24 protein-coding genes and 2 pseudogenes are annotated in these 25,885 nt (G+C 72.7%); 13 read left to right on the forward strand and 13 right to left on the reverse strand.

All coding sequences use genetic code 11. The annotated features are described in order from the left end of the window. Positions 1 to 27 precede the first annotated feature (27 nt). Positions 28 to 288: a UBP-type zinc finger domain-containing protein gene (locus tag ABZ267_RS02775; RefSeq protein ID WP_356746767.1), complete on the reverse strand. Its 261-nt coding sequence runs from the start codon at positions 286 to 288 to the stop codon at positions 28 to 30. A 35-nt stretch (positions 289 to 323) separates the two neighbouring features. On the opposite strand from ABZ267_RS02775, the pseudogene ABZ267_RS02780 reads away from it, so the two are divergent. Next, positions 324 to 1,925: pseudogene (locus ABZ267_RS02780) on the forward strand (Na+/H+ antiporter). On the opposite strand, the gene ABZ267_RS02785 reads toward ABZ267_RS02780, so the two are convergent. The 3 genes from ABZ267_RS02785 to ABZ267_RS02795 form a co-directional block, all read right to left on the reverse strand. Next, positions 1,901 to 2,821 carry a pyridoxal-phosphate dependent enzyme gene (locus ABZ267_RS02785; protein ID WP_356746766.1) on the reverse strand — a complete coding sequence of 307 codons (921 nt, stop codon included), beginning with the start codon at positions 2,819 to 2,821 and terminating at the stop codon, positions 1,901 to 1,903. The pseudogene ABZ267_RS02780 and the gene ABZ267_RS02785 overlap by 25 nt on opposite strands. A gap of 35 nt (positions 2,822 to 2,856) precedes the next feature. Further along, on the reverse strand, positions 2,857 to 4,053 hold the full coding sequence (locus ABZ267_RS02790; protein WP_356746765.1) for a globin domain-containing protein: 1,197 nt from the start codon (positions 4,051 to 4,053) through the stop codon (positions 2,857 to 2,859). Between the two features lie 105 nt (positions 4,054 to 4,158). After that, a complete protein-coding gene (locus ABZ267_RS02795; protein WP_356746764.1) occupies positions 4,159 to 4,605 on the reverse strand; it encodes an Rrf2 family transcriptional regulator in 447 nt (148 codons plus the stop codon). A gap of 175 nt (positions 4,606 to 4,780) precedes the next feature. Here ABZ267_RS02795 and ABZ267_RS02800 point away from each other — a divergent pair, with 175 nt between their 5' ends. The 6 genes from ABZ267_RS02800 to ABZ267_RS02825 all read left to right on the forward strand — a co-directional run bounded on the left by ABZ267_RS02800 (position 4,781) and on the right by ABZ267_RS02825 (position 10,282). Then, positions 4,781 to 6,187: a family 2B encapsulin nanocompartment shell protein gene (locus ABZ267_RS02800; protein ID WP_356746763.1), complete on the forward strand. Its 1,407-nt coding sequence runs from the start codon at positions 4,781 to 4,783 to the stop codon at positions 6,185 to 6,187. Between the two features lie 92 nt (positions 6,188 to 6,279). Then, the gene (locus ABZ267_RS02805) at positions 6,280 to 7,323 is read left to right on the forward strand and encodes a family 2 encapsulin nanocompartment cargo protein polyprenyl transferase (protein WP_356746762.1); all 1,044 of its coding nucleotides are present in this window, start codon (positions 6,280 to 6,282) and stop codon (positions 7,321 to 7,323) included. A gap of 103 nt (positions 7,324 to 7,426) precedes the next feature. Further along, positions 7,427 to 8,023, forward strand: coding sequence for a GNAT family N-acetyltransferase (locus ABZ267_RS02810; RefSeq protein ID WP_356746761.1), 597 nt, complete (start codon positions 7,427 to 7,429; stop codon positions 8,021 to 8,023). Positions 8,024 to 8,098: 75 nt separating this feature from the next. Continuing rightward, complete coding sequence (locus tag ABZ267_RS02815; RefSeq protein WP_356746760.1) at positions 8,099 to 8,797, forward strand: DUF6304 family protein; 699 nt, start codon at positions 8,099 to 8,101, stop codon at positions 8,795 to 8,797. 154 nt (positions 8,798 to 8,951) lie between these two features. Continuing rightward, positions 8,952 to 9,923 carry a DUF1648 domain-containing protein gene (locus ABZ267_RS02820; protein ID WP_356746759.1) on the forward strand — a complete coding sequence of 324 codons (972 nt, stop codon included), beginning with the start codon at positions 8,952 to 8,954 and terminating at the stop codon, positions 9,921 to 9,923. A 2-nt stretch (positions 9,924 to 9,925) separates the two neighbouring features. Next, on the forward strand, positions 9,926 to 10,282 hold the full coding sequence (locus tag ABZ267_RS02825) for a GntR family transcriptional regulator (RefSeq protein ID WP_356746758.1): 357 nt from the start codon (positions 9,926 to 9,928) through the stop codon (positions 10,280 to 10,282). 182 nt (positions 10,283 to 10,464) lie between these two features. Here the strand turns inward: ABZ267_RS02825 and snpA are convergent, their stop codons facing one another. Continuing rightward, positions 10,465 to 11,121 carry a snapalysin gene (snpA, locus tag ABZ267_RS02830; RefSeq protein ID WP_356746757.1) on the reverse strand — a complete coding sequence of 219 codons (657 nt, stop codon included), beginning with the start codon at positions 11,119 to 11,121 and terminating at the stop codon, positions 10,465 to 10,467. A 331-nt stretch (positions 11,122 to 11,452) separates the two neighbouring features. Between snpA and ABZ267_RS02835 the strand changes: the two genes are divergently transcribed. The 5 genes from ABZ267_RS02835 to ABZ267_RS02855 all read left to right on the forward strand — a co-directional run bounded on the left by ABZ267_RS02835 (position 11,453) and on the right by ABZ267_RS02855 (position 16,425). Then, positions 11,453 to 12,406 (forward strand): LysR family transcriptional regulator, encoded by a 954-nt coding sequence (locus ABZ267_RS02835; protein ID WP_356746756.1) that lies wholly within the window; start codon positions 11,453 to 11,455, stop codon positions 12,404 to 12,406. Positions 12,407 to 12,482: 76 nt separating this feature from the next. Then, positions 12,483 to 13,481, forward strand: coding sequence for an NAD-dependent epimerase/dehydratase family protein (locus tag ABZ267_RS02840; protein ID WP_356746755.1), 999 nt, complete (start codon positions 12,483 to 12,485; stop codon positions 13,479 to 13,481). Positions 13,482 to 13,590: 109 nt separating this feature from the next. Continuing rightward, positions 13,591 to 15,135, forward strand: coding sequence for a choice-of-anchor A family protein (locus tag ABZ267_RS02845; RefSeq protein WP_356746754.1), 1,545 nt, complete (start codon positions 13,591 to 13,593; stop codon positions 15,133 to 15,135). Positions 15,136 to 15,157: 22 nt separating this feature from the next. Then, positions 15,158 to 15,547 carry a DUF952 domain-containing protein gene (locus ABZ267_RS02850; protein WP_356746753.1) on the forward strand — a complete coding sequence of 130 codons (390 nt, stop codon included), beginning with the start codon at positions 15,158 to 15,160 and terminating at the stop codon, positions 15,545 to 15,547. Next, a complete protein-coding gene (locus ABZ267_RS02855) occupies positions 15,544 to 16,425 on the forward strand; it encodes an NAD(P)H-binding protein (protein WP_356746752.1) in 882 nt (293 codons plus the stop codon). The genes ABZ267_RS02850 and ABZ267_RS02855 overlap by 4 nt, the downstream gene beginning before the upstream one ends. A gap of 15 nt (positions 16,426 to 16,440) precedes the next feature. Here the strand turns inward: ABZ267_RS02855 and ABZ267_RS02860 are convergent, their stop codons facing one another. The 8 genes from ABZ267_RS02860 to ABZ267_RS02895 form a co-directional block, all read right to left on the reverse strand. Then, complete coding sequence (locus tag ABZ267_RS02860; RefSeq protein ID WP_356746751.1) at positions 16,441 to 17,643, reverse strand: DUF1266 domain-containing protein; 1,203 nt, start codon at positions 17,641 to 17,643, stop codon at positions 16,441 to 16,443. Next, positions 17,640 to 18,761 carry a DUF1266 domain-containing protein gene (locus tag ABZ267_RS02865; RefSeq protein WP_356747235.1) on the reverse strand — a complete coding sequence of 374 codons (1,122 nt, stop codon included), beginning with the start codon at positions 18,759 to 18,761 and terminating at the stop codon, positions 17,640 to 17,642. Before ABZ267_RS02865 ends, ABZ267_RS02860 begins: the two co-directional genes overlap by 4 nt. Before the next feature lie 376 nt (positions 18,762 to 19,137). Next, positions 19,138 to 19,812 (reverse strand): response regulator transcription factor, encoded by a 675-nt coding sequence (locus ABZ267_RS02870; protein ID WP_356746750.1) that lies wholly within the window; start codon positions 19,810 to 19,812, stop codon positions 19,138 to 19,140. After that, the gene (locus ABZ267_RS02875; protein ID WP_356746749.1) at positions 19,809 to 21,218 is read right to left on the reverse strand and encodes a sensor histidine kinase; all 1,410 of its coding nucleotides are present in this window, start codon (positions 21,216 to 21,218) and stop codon (positions 19,809 to 19,811) included. The genes ABZ267_RS02870 and ABZ267_RS02875 overlap by 4 nt, the downstream gene beginning before the upstream one ends. Beyond that, positions 21,211 to 22,392 carry an acyltransferase gene (locus ABZ267_RS02880; RefSeq protein ID WP_356746748.1) on the reverse strand — a complete coding sequence of 394 codons (1,182 nt, stop codon included), beginning with the start codon at positions 22,390 to 22,392 and terminating at the stop codon, positions 21,211 to 21,213. The genes ABZ267_RS02875 and ABZ267_RS02880 overlap by 8 nt, the downstream gene beginning before the upstream one ends. After that, positions 22,385 to 23,353: an alpha/beta hydrolase gene (locus tag ABZ267_RS02885; RefSeq protein WP_356746747.1), complete on the reverse strand. Its 969-nt coding sequence runs from the start codon at positions 23,351 to 23,353 to the stop codon at positions 22,385 to 22,387. The genes ABZ267_RS02880 and ABZ267_RS02885 overlap by 8 nt, the downstream gene beginning before the upstream one ends. A gap of 139 nt (positions 23,354 to 23,492) precedes the next feature. Continuing rightward, the gene (locus tag ABZ267_RS02890) at positions 23,493 to 24,365 is read right to left on the reverse strand and encodes an alpha/beta fold hydrolase (RefSeq protein ID WP_356746746.1); all 873 of its coding nucleotides are present in this window, start codon (positions 24,363 to 24,365) and stop codon (positions 23,493 to 23,495) included. A 102-nt stretch (positions 24,366 to 24,467) separates the two neighbouring features. Beyond that, complete coding sequence (locus tag ABZ267_RS02895; RefSeq protein ID WP_356746745.1) at positions 24,468 to 24,941, reverse strand: MerR family transcriptional regulator; 474 nt, start codon at positions 24,939 to 24,941, stop codon at positions 24,468 to 24,470. Between the two features lie 114 nt (positions 24,942 to 25,055). Here ABZ267_RS02895 and ABZ267_RS02900 point away from each other — a divergent pair. Next, positions 25,056 to 25,672, forward strand: a pseudogene (locus tag ABZ267_RS02900) (aldo/keto reductase). The last annotated feature ends 213 nt before the right edge of the window (positions 25,673 to 25,885 follow it).

Raw genomic sequence — 25,885 nt, forward strand, 5'->3', positions numbered from 1 at the left:
CCGGCGCCGGATTGACGTACCCAGACGTCAGACGATCGAACCGTCCTCGAAACACCAGCGCCAGCTCTCGCCCGGCTCGAAGCTCCGCATCACCGGGTGACCGGTCTCCCGGAAGTGCCCGGTGGCGTGCCGCAGCGGCGAGGAATCGCAGCAGCCGACGTGCCCGCAGGTCAGGCAGAGCCGCAGCTGCACGGGATGGGTGCCCGCGGCCAGGCACTCGGGACAGGTCTTCCCGAGCGGTACGGGCTCGGGGCGTGGCAGATCCGCTACGTGCGCACACTCGCTCATGATGGGCAGGTTACGACGGATCCTAGGACGGTGAGATGGACGCGCTGCCACTGGTGGCGCTGGTCGCGGCCAGTGCGGCGGTCGCCGGTGCGGCGCGCCGCACGCCAATTCCGGCGCCGCTCGTCCTGGTCGCCGTTGGCCTGATCGTGGGCCTGATCCCGGGCGTTCCGACGTACCACCTGGACGCGCACATCGTGCTGCCGCTGCTGCTGCCACCGCTGCTCTACACGGCCGCCGTCGACAGCTCCTACCTCGACCTGCGGGCCAACATCCGGCCGGTCGCGCTGCTCTCCGTGGGCTACACGCTCTTCGCCACCGTCGCCGTGGGCTGGCTGGCGTACCTCGTGATCCCGGAGCTGCCGCTGACCGCCGCGCTCGTCCTGGGAGCCGTGGTGGCGCCACCGGACGCCGTGACGGCTGCCGCGATCGCCCGCCGGGTCGGACTGCCCGCGCGGGTCACGACCATCCTTCAGGGTGAGTCGCTGGTGAACGACGCCACCGCGATCACCGCCTTCCGGGTGGCGCTGGCCGCCGCGGTGGGGGAGGGGATGACGTGGGTCGCCGGGATCGCGGAGTTCCTGCTGGCGGCGGTCGGCGGGGTCGGGGTCGGGCTGCTGCTGATGGTGCCGCTGCACTGGTTGCGTACGCATCTGAAGGAGGCCCTTCTCCAGAACACGTTGTCCCTTCTGATTCCGTTCGTGGCGTACGCGGCGGCCGAACGGGTGCACGCCTCCGGAGTCCTCGCCGTGGTCGTCGTCGCGCTCTACCTGGGACACCGCTCCTGGCAGGTCGACTTCGCCACCCGCCTCCAGGAGGCCGCGGTCTGGAAGATGGTCGCCTTCATCCTGGAGTCCGCGGTCTTCGCGCTGATCGGGCTCCAGCTGCCGTTCGTCCTGAAGGGGCTCGAAGCGGGCGGCGCGGTGGCGGCGCTCGGCTACGCGGCGATCGTGTTCGTCGCGGTCGTCGTGGTCCGCTTCATCTAGGTCTATCCGGCCACCTATCTGCCGCGATGGCTCTCGGAGCGCGTACGGGAACGGGAGCCGGGCACCGACTGGACCGCGCCGCTGATCGTCGGCTGGGCCGGGATGCGCGGGGTCGTCTCGCTCGCCGTCGCCTTCTCGATCCCGCTGGTCACGCACGACGGCGAGCCGTTCCCGGCCCGGAACCTGGTGCTGTTCCTGACCTTCACCACCGTCATCGCCACGCTGGTGATCCAAGGGCTGACCCTGCCCGTCCTCGTCCGCGTACTGAAGCTGCCGGGACGCGACCCGCAGGCCGAGACGCTCATCGAGGCGCAGGCCCAGAGCGAGGCGTCGGTGGCCGCGGAGGCCCGTCTGGAGGAGCTGCTCGCCGACCCGCACAACAGCCTGCCGCCGCCGCTGGCCGACCGGCTGCGCGCTGTGCTGGAGCGCCGCCGCAACGCCGTCTGGGAGCGGCTGGGCGCGGCCGACCCGGTCACCGGCGAGTCGGCGGACGACACCTACCGGCGGCTCTCCCGCGAGATGATCGAGGCCGAACGCGAGGTCTTCGTCCGGCTCCGGGACGAGCGGCGGATCGACGACGAGATGATGCGTACGCTGCTGCGCCGGCTGGACCTGGAGGAGGCGGCCGCCTACCGGGAGACGGACGACTCCTGAGGGCCCGGCGTACCGGGCGTGCCCGTGATCACCGCGCTCACCCGGGTGCCCGGAGCGAAGGCCACTTCCTCGGCCAGCGCCACCAGCGCGAACAGCAGCTTGGCGACGTAGACCCGCTCCACCGGCAGCCCGTGCCGGTCCTCGAAGTCCGCGGCGAAGGCGTCCAGTTCCGGAGTCGTACGGGCGTAGCCGCCGAAGGTGAAGCGCTCGTCCAGCGACCAGTCACCGGCCGGACCGCCGAACGCCTCCCGCTGGAGCGCGGTGACGGCCTCGCCGAGGAAGCCGCCACGCAGCACCGGTACGCCGAGCGCGCGCTGTCCGGCGTCCAGCCCGGCCGCGAGCCCGGCGAGAGTGCCGCCGGTCCCACAGGCCACAGCAGCCACATCGGTGAGCCCATGCAACTCCTGTCCCAGCGCTGCGCAGCCCTGTGCGGCCAGCGCGTTGCTGCCGCCCTCCGGGATCACCTCCACGTCCCCGAAGAGGCTCAGCAGCCCCTCCAGGACCTCGGGTGAGGCCTTCGCGCGGTAGGTCGTACGGTCCACGAAGTGCAGCCGCATGCCGTCGGCGGCGCACCGGGCGAGCGACGGGTTGAGCGGGCGGTGCGCCAGTTCGTCTCCGCGTACGACTCCGATGGTGGCGAATCCCAGCAGCCGGCCGGCCGCGGCGGTGGCGCGGAGGTGGTTGGAGTAGGCGCCGCCGAACGTCAGCACGGTTCGGCCGGCGGCCGCCTCCAGGTTGAGCGCGAGCTTGCGCCACTTGTTGCCCGGCAGGTCGGGATGGATCAGGTCGTCCCGCTTGAGCAGGAGTGTGATCCCGCGCCGGCCGAAGCGGTCGTCCCGGACCTCCTGGAGCGGGGACGGCACCCGCGGGCGCAGGAGGGTCTCGGGGCGGTTCACCTGCCTATTGTGGCCCGCCTCGACCGCACCCTCTGTTATGCGCTCGCCAGCCACAGGTCCGGGCCGAACACCTCGTAGTGGATGTCGGCCGGGCGTACTCCGGCGTCCAGCAGCCGGGTGCGGACCGTGCGCATGAAGGGGAGCGGGCCGCAGAGGTAGGCGTGGGTGCCGGGCAGGACGGTGATGCCGTTCAGGTCGACGAGGCCGGTGCGGTGGGCCGGGTGGCCGGGCTCCGGGGTCTCGTACCAGAAGTGCGGCTCGGTCTCCGGGAGCTTCTCCGTCAGCTGGACGTGGTGCGCGCGCAGGGCGTGGTCGGCGGGTGAGCGGTCGCCGTGGACGACGGTGACCGGGCGGTCGTGGCCCTGCTCGGCCAGGTACTCCAGCATCGACAGCATGGGCGTGCAGCCGATTCCGGCCGAGGCCAGCAGCAGAGGCGCCTCCAGGTGGTCGAGGACCAGGTCCCCGTAGGGGACGGAGACGCGCAGCCGGTCGCCGGCGCGGGCGTGCTCGTGCAGGTGGCGGGAGACCTCACCGTCGGGCGTCGCTTCTCCGCGTACGCGCTTCACCGTGATGGAGCGCAGCCGGGAGCCGGGCGAGGAGGAGAGGCTGTACTGGCGTATCTGCCGTGCGCCGTAGGCCAGTTCGACCTGGACGGAGACGTACTGGCCGGGCCGGAAGGCGGGAGCCTCGCCGCCGTCCGCCGGCCGCAGGTGGAAGGTGGCGACGTCCTCGGTCTCCTCGATCCGGGCGGCGACCTGCCACTCCCGCCACACATCGCCCGCAACCACTCCTTGCTGGGCGTACAGCCGCGCCTCGATGGCGATGAGGGCGTTCGCCATCAGCCAGTAGACCTCGTCCCAGGCCGAGGCGACCTCAGGAGTGACCGCGTCACCCAGTACGTCGGCGATCGCGGCGAACAGGTGCGTGTGGACGATCTCGTACTGCTCGGGAGTGACTCCCAGCGAGGCGTGCTTGTGCGCGATCCGGTTCAGCATCACGTCGGGCCGGGTGCCGGGACGCTCGACCAGCGCGGTCGCGAACGCGGCGATCGAGCCGGCGAGCGCTTTGCGCTGGTCGCCGGAGGCCTGGTTGCCCCGGTTGAACAGATCGCGCAGCAGCTCGGGGTGGGCGGCGAACAGCTTCTTGTAGAAGAGGTCGGCGATGTCACCGATGGCCGCGCCGACGGCGGGGAGGGTGGCACGGACGGTGGCGGTGGACCGGTCGGAGAGCATGAAGGAGAGGCTCCTTTTTGAATTGGTATGCAGGATGCTTATTTTTGGGCCGAAGGAATCCGCCCGTGGCTGGGGGCGGGTGTGCCGGGACGGTCGGAGCGCGGGTCAGTCCTGCGGTGGGCCGCTGCCGATGCCGAGCAGGAGAGGGCCGGTGGGGGAGGCGACGAGATCGGTGACGGTGATCGGGTCGAGCGAGGTGTAGAAGGCTTCCTGGGCCTGCCGCAGGGCGCGGCGTAGCCGGCAGTCGGAGCGCAGTGGGCACGGGGTGTCGCCCTCGCACTCTACGACGTCGTCCGTGCCTTCCAGCTCCCGTACGAGAGCGCCGATCGAGGCGGAGTGTCCGGCCGAGGTGAGCGTGAGGCCACCGCCCCGGCCGCGGCGGGCGTCGAGCAGACCCAGGTGCTGGAGGCGGGCGACGACCTTGGCGGCGTGGGTGTACGGCACCCGCATGGTGTCCGCCACCTCGCGCGTGGTCGGCGGGTCCGCGCCCTCCGCGACCGCGAGCCGCATGAGCACACGGAGCGCCACATCGGTGAATCTGGTCAGCCGCATGGCTTGATTCTAGGTAAGTGGTATCTGCGATGCAAGTTTTAGGGTCCGCCGGGCGACGAGGAGCAACGTGCCCCGACCGAAGGCCGATTAGTCACACTCTTTTGTGTAATGGCGGGCGGCGTCCTCCGCTGAAAGGCTTCTCCAGCAGGTCAGCCCAAGATCGAGAGGACGTCAGATGTCCGTTGGTGAAGAGGTTCGCGACACGCAGGCGCCGCCGCAGCAGAGTCTGGGGACGGCGGCTGCGCGGAACCTCGCGACGACCACCAAGTCCGCGCCGCAGATGCAGGAGATCACCTCACGGTGGCTGCTGAAGATGCTTCCGTGGGTGCAGGTACAGGGCGGTACGTACCGGGTGAACCGTCGGCTCAGCTATTCGGTCGGTGACGGCCGGGTGACGTTCGTCCAGACCGGGGGCCGGGTGGCCGTGATCCCCGCCGAGCTGGGGGAGCTGCCCGCTCTGCGTAATTTCGGGGACGAGGAGGTCCTCGCCGAGCTCGCCCGCAGGTGCGAGCAGCGGGACGTGGCCGCGGGGGAGGTGCTCGCCGCTTCGGGGGATGCGGCGGACCGGGTCTTCCTGCTGGCGCACGGCAAGGTCGAGAAGATCGGCTCCGGTCTCTACGGGGACGAGACGGAGCTCGAAGTCCTCGCCGACGGCGCGTACTTCGGCGACCAGAGCCTGGTCGACGGCGACGCCGTCTGGGAGTACACGGCCCGGGCCGTCACCGCGTGCACGCTGCTGACGCTCAGCCGTGCGGACGTGTTCAACCTGGCGGAGCGCGCGGAGCCGCTCCGCGCCCATCTCGCCGGTCTGCTCTCCATCCCGCACCAGCGGACCAACAAGTACGGCGAGGCGGCGATCGACCTCTCCGCCGGCCATGTCGGCGAGGCCGTCGTCCCGCACACCTTCGTCGACTACGACGCCGCGCCTCGCGAGTACGAACTGAGCGTCGCGCAGACGGTACTGAAGGTGCACAGCAGGGTCGCCGACCTCTACAACCAGCCGATGAACCAGACCGAGCAGCAACTGCGGCTCACGGTCGAGGCGCTCCGTGAGCGCCAGGAGCACGAGCTGATCAACAACCGGGAGTTCGGACTCCTCAACAACTGCGACTACGGCCAGCGGCTCCAGCCGCACGACGGCGTGCCCAGCCCCGACGACATGGACGAGCTGCTCTCGCGCCGGCGCGGATCGAAGCTCTTCCTCGCCCACCCGCGCGCCATCGCCGCCTTCGGCCGCGAGTGCAACCGGCTCGGACTCGTCCCGGAGAGCGTGGACATCGGCGGCCATCACGTGCCGGCCTGGCGCGGCGTGCCGATCTTCCCGTCCAACAAGATCCCGGTCACCGACGCCCGTACCAGCTCCATCATCTGCATGAGGACCGGCGAGGCCGAACAGGGCGTCATCGGCCTCCAGCAGACCGGCATCCCGGACGAGATCGAGCCGAGCCTCTCGGTCCGCTTCATGGGCATCGACGAGCAGGCGATCATCTCCTACCTGGTGACTGCGTACTACTCCGCCGCCATCCTGGTACCGGACGCCCTCGGCGTACTGGAGAACGTGGAGGTGAGCCGCTGGCGCTGACCCCGTGTCACCCCCGGCGGCCCGGTCGGCCGACACCGGCCGGGCCGCCGGGGCCCCGCCCCACCGCACCGCCCCAGGGAGTGACCGTGACCATGACCAGTACGGACGCAGCGACGGAAGGGCACGAGGCCGCGGCGCTGCTGGAGCGCACCCGCGCCATCGTCGACCCGCATCTGCGAACGGCCGTGGAATCGCTGCCCGGTGGCATACGCCGGATCGCGATGTACCACTTCGGCTGGGAGAACGCCGACGGCACTCCGGCCGCCGGACAGGCGGGCAAGGCCATCCGGCCGGCGCTCGTGCTGGCCGCGGCCCGGGCGCTGGGCGGTGATCCGGAACGCGCCGTGCGCGCCGCCGTCGCCGTCGAGCTCGCGCACAACTTCACCCTCCTCCACGACGACGTCATCGACGAGGACACCACCCGCAGACACCGGCCCACCGCCTGGGCCGTCTTCGGTGTCCCGGACGCCATCATCACCGGCGACGCCATGCTGGCCCTCGCCCAGCGGCTGCTCGCCGAGGACACCCACCCGGCCGCTCAGCGCGCCTCCGCCCGCCTCTCCTCCTGCGTCATCGAGCTCTGCGCGGGCCAGCAGGCCGACTGCGCCTTCGAGGAGCGCGGCCCGGAGGAGGTCACGCTCGACGAGTGCCTGACCATGGCGACCGCCAAGACCGGCGCGCTGCTCGGCTGCGCCTGTGCGCTCGGCGCCCTCTACGCCGGGGCCGAGGACCGGGCCGTCCGGGCCATGGACGGGTTCGGGCGGGAGGCCGGCCTCTCCTTCCAGCTCATCGACGACCTGATCGGCATCTGGGGCGACCCGGCCCGTACCGGCAAACCCGTCGGTGCCGACCTCGCCGCCCACAAGAAGTCGCTGCCGGTGGTGGCGGCTCTGACCTCCGGCACTCCGGCCGCCGCCGAACTCGCCGCGCTCTACCGGGGCCCCTTGTCCACCGCCGCCGAGGTGGACCGCGCCGCCGACGCCGTGGACCGGGCCGGCGGCCGGGACTGGGCGCAGGTCTGCGCGGCCGACCGGATGGCCCGGGCGGTGCACCACCTCTCCCGCGCGGTCCCCGACCCGGACGGAGCCGGTGACCTGCTGGCCCTGGCCGAATTCGTCACCCGCCGCACCAGCTGACCGGCCTGATCGGGCCGGTTCAGGAACCCATCAACTCTAGTATTCCGGAGGTTGGTCGAGAGCTGAGAGTCGAGAGCAGCGGGCGAAGGAGCGGAAGCCGGTCATGGGCATACGGATACAGCGGGCGGGCCAGGACGACAGGGAACTGGTCGTCTCGGTCCTGGAGGAGGCCTTCCACCACGACCCGGTCAGCAGCTGGGTCTTCCCGGACGAGGCGCACCGGCGGGCGGTGCACGGCAGGTTCCTCGGCGTCTTCGCCGACATCACCCTCGCCGAAGGCCGTATCGATGTGGCCGAGGACGGCGCGGCCGTGGCCCTGTGGCTGCCGGTGCCCGCCGGCGCACCCGAGGAGGAGGACCCCACACCCGCCCTGATGCGGCAGACCGCCGACCCCGACAACGAGCGGTGCGAACTGGTCGGACGGCTGACCGGGAAGGTGCACCCGCACGACCGCGCCCACTCCTACCTCCTCATGATCGGCGTCTCTCCGCACCGCCAGGGCGAGGGCCTCGGGGCCGAGCTGATCCGGGCGGAGCTGGAGAGCTGCGACCACGACGGCGTGCCCGCCTACCTGGAGGCGAGCAGCGCCCGCAGCCGCACGCTCTACGAACGGCTCGGCTTCCGCTTCATGGGCCGCGCCGTCGAGCTTCCGGACGGCCCGTCGATGTGGCCCATGTGGCGTGAGCCGCGCACGCGTTGACGTCCAGTCCGGCCTCTCCGCGGAGAGGGAGGGCGGCACCGGAGCCGCGCCGGGCAGGGGCTACAGTCCCTGCTCATGACAGATGAGTCGTGGGCCGGCTGGTACCGGGACCGGGGCGGTTCCGAGGCCGTCGTCCTCACCACGGACGGACAGCAGCTCCGGATCCGGATCAGAGGGGTCGACTTCGAGGGCGAGAGCTTCGACGGCCTGGCTCCGGTGTCGGGCACGCCTCCGGAGGCCGGCATGTTCGCCTTGGCGGACGGCGCGCTCACCGACTGCGTACTGGAGTGGGACCTCCCGCTGCCCGTCCTCGTCGAAGGCACCTTGCGCCAGGCCACCCTCGGCTGCTGCCTGCTCTCCCTGCGCCGGGCCGACCCGGACCTCTACCTCACGCTCCACCTCGACGGCGCGGTCTACGAATCCGCGCGCGCCGAGAGCGACTTCGCCGCCGCGCTGGCGGCCGTCCAGCGCATCCTGCCGGACGGTATCCAGCTCCAGACCTGTATCGCCTGTGCCTTCTCCGACTACTCCCCGGCAACCGGCCGCGGCCTCTCCGGTGGCCTCGCCTGCTTCCGGGGAGCCAAGGACGCCTACCGGGACGCGGAAGGCGAGAGCGCGGTGCTGGATCTGTGGGACCGGCGGACCGGATGCGTCCAGGAGATCTGGAGCTGCGAGGAGTTCGAGGTGCGCCCGGCCAAGGGAGCCGGGACCGGCCACCGAGGGGCCTTTCCGTTGGAGCCACTGGAGCCCTTGGAGCCGCTGGAGCTTGCTTGATGTGCGGCCGGGTCTGGCCGCTTCCTTCTCTGCCCCGTACCGCAACTCCGGTACGGGGCAGACCTGTTCCCGGACCTCCAGCGCGGCCCTCGTCGGTGTGACCCATTGCCCTTCCTCTAGCTGTTCTACTAACATGCGAACAACGGAGGTTTTCATGACACGCAAGAACCTTGGCCGCGCCACACTCGCGGCCCTGCCCTTTGTCCTCGCCTTCCTCGTCGACCTGGTCCTCTTCCTCACCATCGAGGACCGCCTTCCCACCCGCCTGGCCGGCCACTTCGACGTCTCCGGAGACGTGAACGGCTATGTCGACCGCACCACCTACGTCCTCGTCACCGCGCCGGTGCTGCCCGTGCTCGGTGCCGTGTGGGTGCTCATGGTGGTCCGGGGCCGGATCTACGGCCGCGCACACCGCCTGCTCATCGGCGGCGGCTGGGCCGTGGCCGCCTTCTTCCAGTACGTGCTCGGCGCCACGCTGATCGTCAACCTGGACGCTCCCGACGGCGGGCCGGCCGCCACCTTCCCCCTGTGGCACCTCGCCGTGGCCTTCGGCGCGGCCGTCCTCGCCGGAGGCATCGGGCTGCTGCTGGCCCGGCTGGTCCCGGCGCCGCAGGACCCCGACGCCGGGAGGGACCCCGCCGACCGCCGGCGGATCCCGCTCGCCGACGGCGAGGTGGCCGGCTGGGCGCGTACCACCGGTTCCTGGTGGCTGCCGCTGGGCGCCCTGGTCCTCGTGGCCGTCGGGGTGGGGGCCGGCTACGGGGCCACCTGGTTCATCGGCGCTCCCGTGCTGCTTCTCGGCCTGCTGGCGCTCACGTTCAGCCGCGTCCACGTCACCGTGGACCGGCGCGGCCTCACCGTCTCCGGCCTGCTGCCCCGGCCCTGGTTCCAGGTCCCGCTGGAGCGCATCGAGGCGGCTGACAGCCGCCGGGTCGACGCGGTCGCGGAGTTCGGCGGCTGGGGCTACCGCATCCGCCCGGGCCGCACCGGCTTCATCGTCCGATCGGGCGAAGCCATCGTGGCCCGGCAGCGGGGCGGACGCGAGTTCGCGGTCATCGTCGAGGACTCCGCGACCGGCGCCGCGCTGCTCAACACCCTCGTCGACCGGAACCGGGCGGGGCGCTGACCATGCTCTTCCGGGTCGACCCCACCTCCACCGTGCCGCTCGGCGACCAGATCGCGGCCTCGGTGCGCCGCGCGGTCGCCGACGGCGCGGTGACCCCGGGCGAGCGGCTGCCCGCCGCCCGGGTGCTCGCCGACTCTCTCGGGGTGAACGTCCACACGGTGCTGCGCGGCTACCAGCGGCTGCGCGAGGAAGGGCTGATCGAACTGCGCCGCGGCCGCGGCGCGGTGGTCACCGAAGGGGCCTCTCCGCGCCGGGCCCATCTCCTGGAGCGGGTCCGCGAAGTGGTCGCGGGCGCGCGGGAACTGGGCATGACGGAGGAGGAGCTGCTGACGCTGGTCCGCGCCGAACTGAGCGGCTGACGCCGACGCCGGCGGCGTACGACACCGGTGCGTGCGGGCCGGCGCCACCGGCGTACGGCAGCAACACACGCAGGCCGCCGCCACCGCCGTACGACACCGGCCCGCTCCACCACAGAGGGCCGTTCCGCGTCCGGAACGGCCCTCTTCTCATGCGGCGATGCGGGTCGGTGCGGCGGTGCGGGTCAGGAGGTGGCGCCCGCCAGCGCGGCGGCGAAGCCGTTCTGCCAGAGGTAGTTCACCCGGGACCGCTCGTTGGCGTCCGGCTGCGCGTTGGTGCAGGACGGGCCGGGGCCGCCGCCGGACATCAGCTGGCTGCACGGGCCGGAGTAGGTGTCCGGCAGGCCGAGCACGTGTCCGGTCTCGTGCGTGGTGACGCGGGTCGAGTTGTACTGCTGGTTCTGCCGGTAGTCCAGGAAGATGAAGCCCCGGCCGTGGCCGTTGGTCGAGGCGTACGAGCCGCGCGGGTCGTTGCCCTCGCGGTAGGTGAAGTCGGCGTTGGAGCCTTCCTGGAGCCGTACGTTGGAGACCGAGCTGTTCCAGATCCGGGTGCTGTTGGCTATCTGGGTGCGGAAGCTCGGGGCGGAGGCGGCGCTGTACGTGACCGTGACGGCCAGGGCACGCGGGTTGGCGGCCCGCTTCTCGGCGACGGACTTCATCACCGCGTCGAAGAAGGCCCGGTTCGCGGCGGCGTTCTCGCCCGACCCGTTGTACGCGGCGATGGTGGCGGGGGTGGAGACCGCAGGGGCAGGAGCGGCGGAGACCGCGGGAGCCGTACCGAGCGCGGCGACGAGGCCGAGACCGGCGATGGCGGAGGCGATGGCGGTCCTGAGGTGTCTCATGGGGGATTTCTCCTACTGTCCGGTGAACCCGCGCCGTGGGGGTTGTCCGCTGAACGGACGGGGCGCGGGGCGGTACGGGGAGAGTGTGGGGGAGCGGACGGCCGCCGGGGATGATGCCAACCGGCGATAACGCGGCCCTATCCCCGCGTCCGCCACCTCACCGGCCGGAAACTGCCACACTTCCTCGGCCAAGAGGGCCACTTGCGCGGCCAGGGATGCGCCACCTTCTCATCACTCCATGACGCGCCGCCCAACACCCGCTGAATTAACTCCGTTTGATGGGGTTGAGGCCGCTGGTGTCAGGGGCATGACCGGTCGTAGTCTCCGGTTCATGGAGCTTGAGGTGAGGCACCTCAGGGCGCTGTGCGCCATCGCCGACGCGGGCAGTCTGCACCAGGCCGCCAGACGTCTCGGCGTGAGCCAGCCCTCCCTGACCACCCAGCTGCGGCGGATCGAGAACTCGCTCGGCGCCGAGCTGTTCCGCCGCGACCGCACCGGCTGCCGTCCGACTCCGCTCGGCCGGGCCGTCCTCAGCCGGGCCCGGCCGCTCGTCGACGGGATGAGCGCCCTGGTCAGCGACGCCCTGGCGGAGGCCGACGCCACCCGCACCCGAGGGCCCCGACTGCGTATCGGCTCCACCGCGAGCCGGGTCGTCGGCAGCTGGCTCCGCAGGCTACGGGTCGCTCTGCCCGGTACGGAGATCTCCCTGCGGGTCGACGTCTCGGCCCACGCCCTCCTGCGCTCGGTCGAGGCGGGCCGGCTGGACGTGGCCTTCGTGCACGAGGTGGAAGGAAGCCCGCTGGCCCTTCCCGAGGGCCTGGAACAGCGCGTACTGGTCGACCGCGAACCGCAGTTCATCTCCCTCTCCCGTGACCATCCCGCCGCCCGCCGCCGCGTCGTGGAACTCGGGGAGCTGGCCGGCGACCGGTGGATGGTCGATCCGACGGTGGACGGCGAGTGGGACGGCGTGCGCCGGGTGCTGGGTGCCGCCGGACTCGATCCGCCGGTCCTGCACGGCGATTACCTCACCGCCGCCTCGCTCGTCGTGCTCGGCGAGGCCGTCGCACCCTGCCAGCCGACCTCGGGGCCGCGCGACGACATGGCGATCCGGCCGCTGCGCGGCGACCCGCTCGCCGTCCGGCTGCTCCTGGCCTCACGACCGGAGACGGACGTCTCGGTGGTGTACGCGGAGCTGGAGGCGGCCTACCGGGAGGCGGCCCGGCGCTCCAGCGGCTACTACGAGTGGCTGCTGCGCCACCACAGCCCGCTCGCCCGCACGCCCTGAGAGCTCCGGGAGTTCCCCGCTCTGCTGACAGCGTGCAGGTGTTCCTCAAAGTGGTCCGAGCGGGCAGGCTCGGGTCATGAAGCTACTGATGCTGGGCGGTACGGAGTTCGTCGGACGGGCCGTCACCGAGGCCGCGCTGGAGCGGGACTGGGAGGTCACGGTCTTCCACCGCGGCCACCACGCGCCGCCGCCGGGCGTGCGCGCGCTGACCGGCGACCGTACGGGAGGGGAGCGGGGCCTCGCGGCGCTGGTGGACCACGCGGGCGGCTGGGACCTGGTGGTCGACACGTGGAGCGGCGGGCCGACCGCCGTACGGGACGCGGCCCGGCTCCTCGCGGACCGCGCGGGCCACTACACGTACGTCTCCAGCCGTTCGGTGTACGCCTATCCGGCGCCCGCCGGGCTGGACGAGGACGGGCCGCTGGTGGCCGGCGCCTCGGCCGACGAGGAGGGGGACGTGCCGTACGACCGGGCCAAGCGCGGCGGCGAGCTGGCGGCGCTCGACGCCTTCGGCGACCGGGCGCTGCTGGCACGGGCCGGGCTGATCATCGGCCCCGGCGAGAACATCGGGCGGCTGCCCTGGTGGCTCACGCGGATCGCCCGCGGCGGCCCGGTGATCGCGCCGGGCCCGCGTACGACGGGACTCCAGTACGTCGACGCGCGCGACCTGGCGAGCTGGATCCTGGACGCCGGGATGGCCGGCCTGCACGGTCCGTACAACACCGTCAGCCGCGCCGGCCACGCCACGATGGGCGAGCTGCTCGACGCCTGCGTCCGGGCCACCGGCTCCGACGCCGAGCTGCGCTGGACGGACCCGGACACGCTGCTGGCCGCCGGTGTCGAGCCGTGGACCGGGCTGCCGGTCTGGCTGCCGGAGGGGGAGCTGTACGACACGGTGCACCGCGGCGGCCATGCCCGGGCCGAGGCGGCCGGGCTGCGCTGCCGACCGGTGGCCGAGACCGTCGCCGACACCTGGACCTGGCTGCGCGGAATAGGCGGCGCCGCGCCCCAGCGGCCGGACCGGCCGACGGTCGGCCTCGATCCCCGGCTGGAGGAGAAGCTGCTGGCCCTCTGAACCTTCCTGGCCTCCTCTGAACCCTCCTGGCCTCCTATAGGCCTACACCTGTGGGCAAATCCGGCGTGTCATAACAAATGACTAGTATTTAAGATGCATATTGCGCGGCATGGAACAACAGGCGCGCAGGCGCGGCAACACGATCCGGGCAGCAGTGACAGTGGCCACGGCCGCGGCGATGGTGGGCATGCTGGCCCCGGCCGCCGCCGCCGATCCGCTGCCGGGCGGACTCGGACCCTGCCTCGGCAGCGGGTGCCCGTCCGTGTGGAACGAGCCCAACAACGGTCCGGTCGTCGGCTTCGACGAGAACATCAACATCTACGTCGGCGGCGACTACCTGGTCCGTGAGGCCGCCGCCGAGGCCGAGGGAAAGATCGTCACCCTCGGTCGGTTCGACATGGACAAGCGGCCCGAGGCCTCGCAGATCTACAACGTCGGTGTGGTGGGTGTCGGTTCACGGGTCCCGCCGCCGGACGGGTCCGACTACCTGTCGGTCGGCGCTGACGTCCTCATCGCGCCCGGCAAGCGCCTCCTCGCCGAGGAGGGCGACCACTCGGGCCGGGTCGCCTACGCCGGATCCCTGAGCGGCGCGGTGAACCCCTTGGGCGCCCCGCGCCCCGACCCGGACGCCGTCGCTCCGTTCACCGGCCTGCGCCCGCAGCTCACCGAGGCCAGCCGGTGTTACGCGTACGACGGCGACGAGCACCGCGCGACGACCGGCAGCTGGACGCGGGCCGGTGACACGTTCACCTTCACCGGCGACAACACCTCGCCGATCCAGGTCTTCGACGTGGACGCGGACCTGGTCTCAGCGAGCGGCGGCAACGCCGGCTTCACCTTCGCCAACATCCCGTCCGGGGCGACGGTGCTGGTCAATGTGTACGGGGACGCACGCACGGTCGCCACGTTCATGGGGGCCCTTCCGAACCCGGGGCTCCGCGAGCGCCTGCTGTGGAACTTCCCGGACGCCACGAACCTGACGCTGACGGGCCCGGCCCAGTTCCAGGGCAGCGTGCTCATCGGGCAGCCGTCCAGCACGACCACGCTCACCATGAGCGGTACCAACGGCCGCTTCTACACGGCGGGTTCGCTGACCCACACCTCGGGCACCTCGGGCGGCCAGGAGATCCACGCGTACCCGTTCGACGGTGACCTCCCGACGTGCGACCCGGAGCCCACGCCTACGCCGACGGATCCCACTCCCACGCCTACGGACCCGACACCGACGCCTACGGATCCCACGCCGACCCCGACGGACCCGACGCCTACGCCTACGGATCCCACACCCACGCCGACGGACCCCACGCCTACGCCGACGGACCCCACTCCCACGCCCACGGACCCGACACCGACGCCGACCGATCCGACGCCTACGCCCACGGATCCCACGCCTACGCCGACCGATCCCACGCCGACTCCCACCGACTCCACTCCCACGCCCACCGATCCGACCCCCACCCCCACCGACCCCACGCCCGGGCCCACCGAGTCGCCGACGTGGCGGCCGTCGCCGTCGCCGTCCGACCCCGGTGAACTGCCCGACACCGGATCGCGCGGTGGCGAGTGGATCATCGGCTCCATCGCGGCAGCTCTGGTGGCGGCCGGTGGAACGGTCCTCGTGGCCACCCGCAGGGCGCGCCGCCGCACCTACTAGCGGCGCCCGCTAGCGTGGTTCGATGACCGAACCACTGCTGCACCTCGCCGAGGCACCTCTCTGGGAGGCGGCCGGCGGGACCGGGACGTACGAGATGTCCACCCGCGGCCGCACCCTCCAGGAGGAGGGCTTCATCCACCTGTCCCTGCCCCACCAACTCCCGGGCGTGGCACGGATGCTGTACGGGGACGGAGGCGGGAGCGAGGATGGGGGCGGGGACGGCGGCCACGACCTCGTCGTCCTGGTCGTCGACCCCGCCCGCCTCACCGATCCCGTCCGGTACGAGGCGATGAAGCCCGGCGGCGAGGAGTTTCCACACCTGTACGGAGCACTCCCGGTGGACGCGGTCGTGGAGGTGGGGCGCCTTGAGGACTGGCAGCACGACCGACGAGAGGAAGACGAACCCCAGTGAACGGCCCCCTCACCGCGGTGACCGGAGCGAGCGGAGCCGTCGGCGGCCGGGTCGCCGAGCGGCTCGCGCGTACCGGAGTCCCCGTACGCCTCCTCGGCCGCGACCCGGCCCGCCTGCCCGACCTGCCCGGTGCCGACCGCGCGCCCGCCGCTCCTTACGGCGACGGCGAGGCCATGCGCCGGGCCCTGGACGGAGCGCACACCTTGTTCCTGGTCTCCGCGCATGAGAGCCCGGACCGGGTGCGCCGGCACATCACGGCGGTGGACGCGGCCGTGGCGGTGGGCGTGGAGCGGATCGTGTACGTGTCCTTCCAGGGCGCCGCGCCCGACGCCACGTTCACCTTCGCCCGCGACCACTGGCACACCGAGGCCCACATCCGCACGGCCGACGTGCGCCACACGTTCCTGCGGGACAACTGGTACCTGGCCGGCCTGCCCGCGATGACCGGCGCCGACGGCGTGCTGCGCGGTCCGGGCGGTGACGGCCGGGTCGCCGCCGTCGCCCATGAGGACATCGCGGACGCGGCGGCCGCCGTACTCCTGGACGAGGGAACCGCCCACGACGACCGCGGCTACGACCTCACCGGCCCCGAGGCGTTCACCCTCGCCGAGGCGGCCGAGGAGCTGAGCCGGGTCACCGGACGCTCCGTCCACTACGTCCCCGAGACCCGCGAGGAGGCCTACGCCTCCCGGGCCGGGCTCGGGGCCGAGGAGTGGGAGGTGGCCGGCTGGGTCACCTCGTACGAGGCGATCGCGGCCGGTGAACTGGCCGCCGTCTCCGACGCCGTGCCCACCCTCACCGGCCACCCGGCCAAGAGCTTCGCCGCGTACCTCGCGGAGAACCCGGACAGCTACCGCCACCTGCTGCCCGGTGTCTGACGGGCAGTCCCCGGCTCACCGCCACGGGATGTGGCGCCACGGACTGCCCTCGCTCTCCGCCAGCAGACGGTGGGCGATGACGTTCTGTTCGTAGAACGGGCCGTACGCCTCTCCGTCGAACCGCAGCACCCGCCCGAGCGCGTATCCGGCCGAGAACTCCTCCCACGACCGGTAGGCCGACTTGCTCAGCGCCCCGGCGTACACGATCGCCTGCTCGGCTTCGGCCGGGGCGCAGTAGCGGGCCGACAGCCCCCACCGCGCCAGGTTCACCGCCCGCCCGAAGTCGTAGGCGACCGTGGTGCGCACCCGGCCGTCCGGCTCCAGCAGCTCGTCCGCGCGGAACCGGGCCTCGTACCGCATGATCCGGCGCACGAGATCCTCGATGCCCTTCACCGTGCCCGCGCCGGCCCCGAGGTCCTGGGCGTGGCCGGCGGCCGTCTCCCGCCACAGGTCGGCGGAGGGCAGCTCGCCGAGGCCGGCCGCCAGTTGTTCGCGGGCGCGCAGCACGAAGTCCGGCTCCGGCGGGCTGTTGCGGGCGTCGAGGAGGATGTCCAGTTGCCTGCGCCACCCGGCGTGGTCGGTGATGCCCCAGGAGTCGCGGAGCTGCGCGCGCTCCCTCTCGTACTCGCGGTAGACCGTGCCGACCTCGTTCCACGGCACCGCGGCCCCGATCGCCAGGTGCGCCCCGCAGGCCAGCCCGTACGCCAGCGGCCCGTGCAGCGCGCCGTGGCGCAGCGCGAGCAACCGGCTCTCCTGGAGGCGGTCGTTCTCCGCGTACGCCCGCTGCCACAGCGCCCGTTCGGTCGGGGTCGCCGGCAGCAGCAGCTGGCCGGGCGTGCCCACGTTCACCCCGAGGAACATCCCCGCCTCGGGCCAGCCGAACTCCGCGACCCAGCGCAGCGAGACCCCGTGGAAGACCCAGTCCGGATGCCACGGGGGCAGCATGCCGCGGGTGAGGACGGGCCGGCAGACGAAGCCCGACGGGTCGTGGTGCGCGCGCCAGGTGACGGTGTCCGGCTTGGCGTCCACCTCGGTGCGCGGGGCCGGGATGTACAGCTCGGTCCCGGCCAGCGCGGCCAGTTGGGCCCGCGCGTCGCCGCGCAGCGTCGCCTCGTGGAGGAGCTGCTCGGTCTCGCCGGGCGGGATCCACGGGGGCGGTGGAGCGGTCGGGTGAGGTGCCGGGTTCTGTGCGTGGTTCGCGTGCGGGATCGGGTTCATGACCAGGGGATGTTCCGGTAGGGGCCGGCGGGGTCCTGGGTGAGGATGCGGTGCTCGGCGAGCGACTGCCGGTACGTGGGCTCCGCCGCCTCCAGGCCGTCGTCCTCGACGCGGTGGACGATGCGGGCCATGAGGTAGCCGAGGGAGAAGTCGGCCCATGAAGTGTAGGCGGCCCGCGCGAGTTCGCCGAGCCGCAGTACGTCCTGCTCGGCCTCGTACGGATCGCCGTACCGGGCGCCGAGTGCGAGCCGTACGACGTTGACCGCCCGGCCGAGGTCGAAGGCGGCCAGCGTGTCGACGCGGCTGTCCGGGGCGAGCGCGCCGTCGGCCCGGAGCTTGTCCTCGTACAGCGCGATGTGGTGCACCGACCGGTCGGCCAGCGCACGGTCGTCGGCGTCGCGCGCCGCGAAGGTACGGGCCACCGCCTCCGCCCACTCCTGGCGCGCCGGCGCACGCCCCAGCCGTGCGGCCAGTGTGTGCCGGGTGCGCAGGACGGACTCCTGGACGCGCCCGACCAGCTGGTTCCTCATCAGCGACGCGAGGCGGTCGCGGTACTCGGCGCGGTGCGGGATGCCCCACGGGCTGCGCAGCCGGGCCCGGTCGGTGGCGTAGTCCTCGTAGGCGGCGCCGAGCCGGTTCCAGATGAGGCCGTTGGTGACGGCGAGGTGGGCGCCGAGCGCCAGTCCGTGGGCGAGCGGTCCGTGCAGCGGCCCGCCGCCGTCGGTGAGCAGGACGCCGTGCTCGTGCCCGCCGGTGCGCTCGTCGGCCCGGAGCCAGGCCTTGAGGTGCTTGGGCCGGGCGTCGACCATCGCCGCGTAGGGCGTGCCGTGGTTCACCGCGAGCCGGCGTACGTCGTACGGCCAGGTCCGCGCCAGCTCACCGAGGCTCACCTCGCGGAACACCCACTCCGGGTGCCACGGCGGCAGCATCCCGGGCGTCAGCACCGGCACGCAGGTCCGTCGCGATGCCTCGTCACGGATCGTCGGCAGCGGGGCCGTCCAGCCGGGGATGTCCGCGTGCAACCGGGCGACGAGCACATAGAGCCGCGTCCGCGCGAGCACCTCCACCACCGCACTCCCGTCCCCGGCTGTGACCGCCGTGACCAGCGCCCGCTCGATCGTGGTGGGCGGTACGAGGGGCGGGTACGGCGGGCTTGCCGCGTACGCCGGTGGGTGGGCCGGGTTCGCCGCGTATGACTGCGGAGGCGCCGGAGTGCCCGCGTGGGCCTGCGGGTGCGGCGGCGTTCCCGGGGGCGCCGGTGGGCGGGCCGGGTTTTCCGGGTGCGCCGGTGGAGTCTGCGCGTAGGTCTGCGGATGCGCCGGAGCGCCCGAGACCGCCGGCGGATGCGCCGGACCTCCCGCGTACGCCGGTGGAGGCGGCCGGTACGCCTCATGTGGCGCCGACTCCGCCGCTCCGCCGTCCTCTGCTCCTGCTCCGCTCCCCGTGGTCACGGAGCCGATCCTACGAAACGGGGTCCGCGCCGGGCCCGGGTGGTCAATGGCCGCCCGGGCGGACCAGCCCCGACTCGTACGCGAACACCGCCGCCTGCGTCCGGTCGCGGATGCCCAACTTGACCAGGATGCGGCCCACATGGGTCTTCACCGTCTGCTCCGCGAGGATCAGCCGCTCGGCGATCTCCGCGTTCGACAGGCCGCTCGCGATCAGCGACAGCACCTCCGTCTCGCGCTCCGTCAGATCGCCGACGCGCTCCTTCAGCGGCGCGCGCGGAGCCCCGGCCGTGCGGGAGAACTCCACGATCAGCCGCTTGGTGATGTTCGGCGAGAGCAGCGCGTCGCCCGACGCCACCACCCGTACCGCGTGGGCGAGTTCGTCGGCCGAGGCGTCCTTCAGCAGGAAGCCCGAGGCGCCCGCGCGCAGTGCCTCGTACACGTACTCGTCCAGGTCGAAGGTGGTCAGCACGAGCACCTTCACCGTCGAGTCCTCGCGCGAGGTGATCCGGCGGGTCGCCTCGATGCCGCCCAGCTCCGGCATCCGGATGTCCATCAGCACGACGTCCGGAGCGAGTTCGTCGACCTGGGCCACGGCGTCGAGCCCGTTGACGGCCTGCCCGACGACCTCGATGTCCGGCTCGGCGTTCAGCAGGACCGTGAAGCCCTGGCGGACCATCATCTGGTCGTCGGCGATCACGGCGCGGATGGGCGGTGTCATGGAGTGTCCTCGGAGGTCGTGGTGGCGGGCAGGAGCGCGGTGACTTCCCAGCCGCCGTCAGGGGTCGGGCCGGTGGCCAGGTCGCCGCCGAGCATCGTCGTACGCTCGCGCATCCCGAGCAGGCCGTGCCCGGTCCCGGACGAGACGGGAGGCGGGCGGAGCGGCGCGGTGTTCGTGACGCGGACGGACAGCCCGGTCGCCCGATGGCCGATCTCCACCCGCGCGCTCGCACCGGAAGCGTGCCGCATCACGTTGCTCAGCGCCTCCTGCACGATGCGGTACGCCGACAGCTCGACGCCCGGCGGCAGTGGGCGCGGCGCACCGGTGGTGGAGAGGGTGACGGGCAGACCGGCGGAGCGCACGGAGGCGACGAGCGCGCCGAGCCGGTCGAGGCTGGGCTGCGGGGTGTGCCGGGTGCTCTGCGCGGAGGCCTCCTCCGAGCGCAGGACGCCCAGCACCCGGCGCAGTTCGGCGAGGGCCTCCAGGGCGTTCTCGCGGATGCCGGTCAGGTTCTCCTTCAGCTCGTCCGACGGGTCCTTCACCAGGTGCGGGGCCACCTGCGCCTGGATGGAGATCACCGACATGTGATGGGCCACCACGTCGTGCAGCTCGCGGGCTATCCGGTGGCGCTCCTCCAGCAAGGTCCGCCTGGCCCGCTCGTCGGCGGTCAGCTCGACCTGGTCGACGAGGTCCTGACGAGCCAGGCGCAGGCTGCGCAGCGCGGTGCCGAGCACGATCGCGACGGCGAACACGAGCGCGGACGTGGCCAGACCGACATGAGGCAGCGACGGCGTGCGCAGGGCCAGGAGGAGCGCGAGCACCATCGAGAGCGCCAGCGCGGCCACCGCCCGCCGGGGCCGCACGCGCAGCGCCAGCAGAAACAGGGCACCGCCTTGCAACGCCGCTCCCGCGAAGGGCGAGGGGTAGAGGACCTGCGGAGTCAGCGGGACCATGCTGACCAGCGGATACGGCAGCTCCGACGGTGCACCGGCCACCACGACCAGCACCGCCACGACCGTCAGCGCGGTCGCCGCCCACCAGGCTCCCACCGGACGGGCCATCCCGGCCACCAGCGCCACCGACTGCGCAACCGCCACCAGCACCGACAGCTCGCCGATCCGGCTTCCGTGCGGGGAGAGTTCGACGGCACGGATCACCGCGACACCTATCGCCATGAACACCAGCGCCACCAGGAACACCGGCCGCCACACCGGCGAGCCGGGCTCGCCCATGCGCGGCATCCGGTCGGCAGGCGCCGCCCACAGGTCCTCGTACAGTGCGCGCGGCACCCGCCGCACCGCGGCCGAAAGCCGCACGCCCCACGGCGCCTTCACGCCGCCCACCGCACCCGCTGCCCCCACGTCCCCCACAGCCTCTCCGGTCTCACCCGCGCTCAGATTAGGCACGACGCACCTCCTGCTTCCGCTCGGGGGACGACTCCCGTACGAGGAGGGACCGAGCCCCTTCTCTCCGTCCGCCCTGCTCGTAACTCCGGAACGCGGCCCAGCACACCAACAGCGCCAAGGCGAAAACCGGCAGCCAGAGCAGCCTCGCGGCCACCCAGCCGACGCCGTCGGGCACGGTGTGCAGCCCAGGCAGCGGGCCGCCGGCCACCAGCAGCGCGCTCGCCGTCACGACGATCATCGCCGTCTGGTGCCAGAGGAAGACGGTCATCGCCGCCAGGTTCACCACCGACACCGCCGCCCACGCGGCAGGCCTGCGCAGCGCCCGGCGCAGCGGCCCGAGCAGCAGCAGCGCCGCCCCGCACTGCGCCAGCCCGAACGTCACGGCGGCGAGGCTCGGCGGGTCCAGGTTGGAGATCCGGCCGCCCGGAACGCCGACCATGGAGGCCGGATATCCGGCCCACAGCACCAGCGCGACAGCCGCCCCGCCCCCGCCGACCAGCAGCGCCCACCGATTCCACCGGCCCCGCAGCCCGCCCCGAGCGACCAGCGCGCCCAGGCAGTACGGCACCAGCCACCCCGCCACCACGCTGACCCACCCGAGCTCCCGCGGACCGCCGAGCCCGAACCGTACGAGGTCGACGTGGAGCACCACCGCGAGCGGCCACAGCGGGTGGAGCCGGGCCACCAGTGGCGTCAGCGCGGTCAACACGGCGAAGACCAGCAGGAACCACAGCGGCGACCAGACCAGCTTGGCCAGCGCCAGGACCGTCGGGTCGCCCACCCCGGCCACCAGCATCACGGCCGCAGCGAGCGTCCACACCACGAGCACCGCCGCCACCGGCCGGAACAGCCGCGCCAGACGGCCGCCCACCCACGTCCCGTACCGCACACCCCGCTTCCGCGCGGAGGCCCAACTCCCGGCCGCCACCTGTCCGCCCACCAGGAAGAACACCGCGAGCGTCTGGAACACCCAGGAGACCGGCGTCAGTTCCGGCAGGTACGCCAGCGGGCTCGCCGCCCGTACGGTGCCGCTGTCCGCGACCAGCGCGGTCACCAGCCAGTGGCCACCGACCACACCGAGGATCGCCAGGGCCCGCAGGGCGTCGACGGCCCGGTCGCGGCCGGGCGGTGTGGCGGCCTCGATGCGCGCCACGAGAGTGTGGACCCTAGCCATGGGACGCCTCCAGCGGCGCGCGGCCGGAGGATATCCGGGCCAGGTTGGTCAAGGACCGGGACCCGGACCGCAGATAGTCGCTGTGGCCGCCGTCGCCCGCGTCGAACACCTCGGCCCCGAACCGTTCCGCCACCGGATCGGTCCCGAACCCCACCGCCCCGGCGAACGGCACCCGCACCCGCGCATGAGGCACCCCGGCGATCCAGTCGTCCCCACCCCGCCCGGCCCACACCCGCGCACCGGTGCGCAGCGAGGCCACGTCCTCGACACCGACGCCAGGACTGCCGTACAGCACCACGGCATCGGCGGCCGTCCCGGAGGCGGCCCGGGCACAGATCACGGAACCGTACGAGTGACAGAGCAGCGTCAGCCGAACCCCCGGCAACACCGCCTCCAGCCGGTCCACCAGCCGTCGCAGCCCCGGCGCGGCCTCGGCGGCCCGCGCATCGGTCACCGAGGCCGGGCTCACGGTGGCGGGCGAGCGGTACCCGAGCCAGACGACCACCGCTCCGCCCTGCCCCAACTCCCGCTGCAAAGCCACCGCCCCGCGCCGCAACCGCCCGTACGCGTCGAGCCCGACACCGGCCCCCGGCACCAGCACCGCGGCCCGCCGAGCCGAGGACAGCTCCCCGACGACCTCCACGCTCCGGCCACCGTCCCGCCCGTCGAAGGACAGGAACTGCCGCCCCGGCGCGGCCATCGCCCGCAAGGAAGCCGCCCGCCGGAGGTCCCCGTGCCCGTCCGCGGCCCGTTCGGCGGCCCGGATGTCCCGCCGGCTCACCGCGTACCGCTCCTCCAGCACCGCCGGACTCGCATCCCGCAACGGCCCGAGCGCCGTCGGAGCGGGCGCGGGCACGGCGGCGGGCCGGGCCGCTCCGGAGACCGGAACGGCCACCGCGAAGGTGACGAGAGCGGCGAGCAGAGTGCGGCGCAGACGGCGTCTGCGCGGGCGGTCCGCCATGGCGTGGGGTCCTTCCGTACCGGGGGCTTTGTCTGTTTCCGGTACAGAAGTTACGGAGAGGGAGGGGTAGTTGACGTCCCGCTGCAGAGTGGATCTTCGGGGTAGCTCCCAGGTATGACGCGGCGTACGAGAGGCCGCGTCAGCTCCGGCCGGTGTGGTCCAGGATCGCGGCGGTGAGCGGAGCGTGGACCTCGCGAGGCAGCGCGTGGCCCATGCCGGGGACTTCGACGAGCCGGGCGCCGCGGATCGCCTGGGCGAGGTGCTCGGCGTGCGGGGGAGGGGTGACCGGTTCGGCGGGGGCCGAGATGATCAGAGTGGGCACCCGGTTGCGGGCGAGCTGCTCGGTGCGGTCCATACCGGAGTGGTCGGCGCGGGCGTGCGCGGAGCCGGCGTGGTGGTGGCCGGTGTGCGCGATGATCCGACGCTCCAGATCGCGGGCGCGGTCGGCGTCGAAGGGGATCACGCCTCCGCCCAGCACCCGCCAGTGCTCCACACGCCGCTCCAACTCGGCCTCCGGGCCGTGGTCCTCGACGGGCCGCGACCACAGCTCCACCAGCTCCGGGGCGACACCGGGCAGTTCCTCCGGCGGGACGCGGCGGCCGTCCGGCGCGACGTACGGCACGGAGCTGAGCGCGTTCGCCCCGATCACCGTGGCGCTCAGCAGCCGTTCGGGATGGTCGGCGACGAGTAACTGCGTGAGCATCCCGCCCAGCGACATCCCGACGACATGCGCCCGGTCCACGTCCAGGGCGTCCAGCACGGCCACCGCGTCCTCGGCAAGGGCGGTGAGCGGATAGGGCTGTTCGTCGAAGGACCAGGTGGAGCGCCCGGTGTCGCGATGGTCGTAGCGGATCACGCGGTGCCGTTCGGCGAGTGGCTCCACCAGCTCCTCCGGCCACCCGAGCCCGGACGCCTGCGCGCCCATGACCAGCAGCAGGGCGGGGGCGTCGGAGGTGCCGCGTTCCTCCACCCAGAGGCGGACACCGGGGGCGATATCGACGAAGCGTTCCATGGCGAACCTCGCTGCTCTGTGAGACGAGACGTATCGTTTCGCATTCATGGTAGCGGGCATGCGGACGGCAGGCGAGGAAATCGGCAGGCGGATCGGTACCCCCTACTCGGCCAGCACCTCGCGGCGCGGCACCGGCGAGCGCTCTTCCCTCTCGGCCGCGGTAGACCGGCCGTGGCATCGGTGGGCGGCCGCGCTGCCCTGGTCGATGAGGTCCTCGTACACCGCCGCCTTGAAGCTGATCAGGTCCAGCGACTCGGTGAGCCTGCCGATCCGGTCGGTGACCCGCGCCTCGTGCTCACGCATCAGCGCGAGCCGCTCCTCCTCGTTGCCCGTGCCCTCCCTGACGAGGCCGGCGTACCGGCGCGGCGCGGGCAGAGGCGTGTCCGATGCGTGCAGGATGACGCATACGGTCAGCCAGGCCACGTCGTCCTCGCTGCAGACGCGGCGGCCGCCGGCTCCGCGGCGTACGGGAGTGAGGAAGAGGCCCTCGTTCTCGTAGAAGCGCAACGCGTGCACGCTCAGGCCGGTGCGTTCGGCGACCTGTCCGATGCTCAGACGTGGGGTGGTCTCGACCATGGCGGTCAGCGTAGACGGGAGTTGACCTGGAGCCGGGTCTAGATCCTAGGGTCCCCGTGCCGGCCGGCTCCTCCGTGGCCCGGCATCGACGGTCACTCGGTAAGGGACATCACCATGCGCTATCGCACGCTCGGCAGAACCGGAATCGAGGTCAGTACCCACTGCCTCGGGACCATGATGTTCCAGGCGGGCTTCAACCCCGATCACGACGACTGCGTCCGCATCATCCACGCGGCCCTGGACCACGGGATCACCTTCGTCGACACCGCCGACATGTACGGCCAGGGCGAGTCCGAGGAGATCGTGGGCAAGGCGCTGCGGGGGCGCCGTGACGACATCGTGCTCGCCACCAAGGTGCACTTCACGATGGGTGAGGGACCCAATCGCGAAGGCAACTCGCGGCGCTGGATCCTCAAGGCGGTCGAGGACGGCCTCCGGCGCCTGGACACGGAGTGGATCGACCTCTACCAGGTCCACTTCCCCGACCACACCACCGACATCGAGGAGACGCTCTCGTCACCTCGGCGATCACCGGACCGCGGACCAGAGAACAGCTGGAGGGCCCGCTCCAGGGCGCCTCGCTCACCCTGGACGACGCGACCCTCGACCGGATCGACGAGATCGTCCGGCCAGGCGTGAACCTCTACAACCCCGCCGCCTCGCTCCCTCCGCGGTCACTGACCGAGACCGCCCTGCGCCGCCGCCCGCTCGCCGAACGCGCGGCGGCCTGACCGACCGCACCCGGGCGCTCCGGCCCCGAAAAGGATGGCCCGGCGCGAACGACCGCACCCGGTCCGCCATGGACGCCGTTGTCGGCGGCCTGCGGACCGGGTGCGGTCGTGCGGGGCGGGGGGCGGGGGCGGGGGGGCGGGCCGCCCGGCGGGCCGGCCGGAGGCGACAAAAAGGGTGGAAGCCCAACACAGGGAAGCTCGCCCCTCCGTAGC

It is taken from the genome of Streptomyces sp. NPDC006174 (assembly GCF_040614075.1).
In the GTDB taxonomy this organism is placed as follows: Bacteria; Actinomycetota; Actinomycetes; order Streptomycetales; family Streptomycetaceae; genus Streptomyces.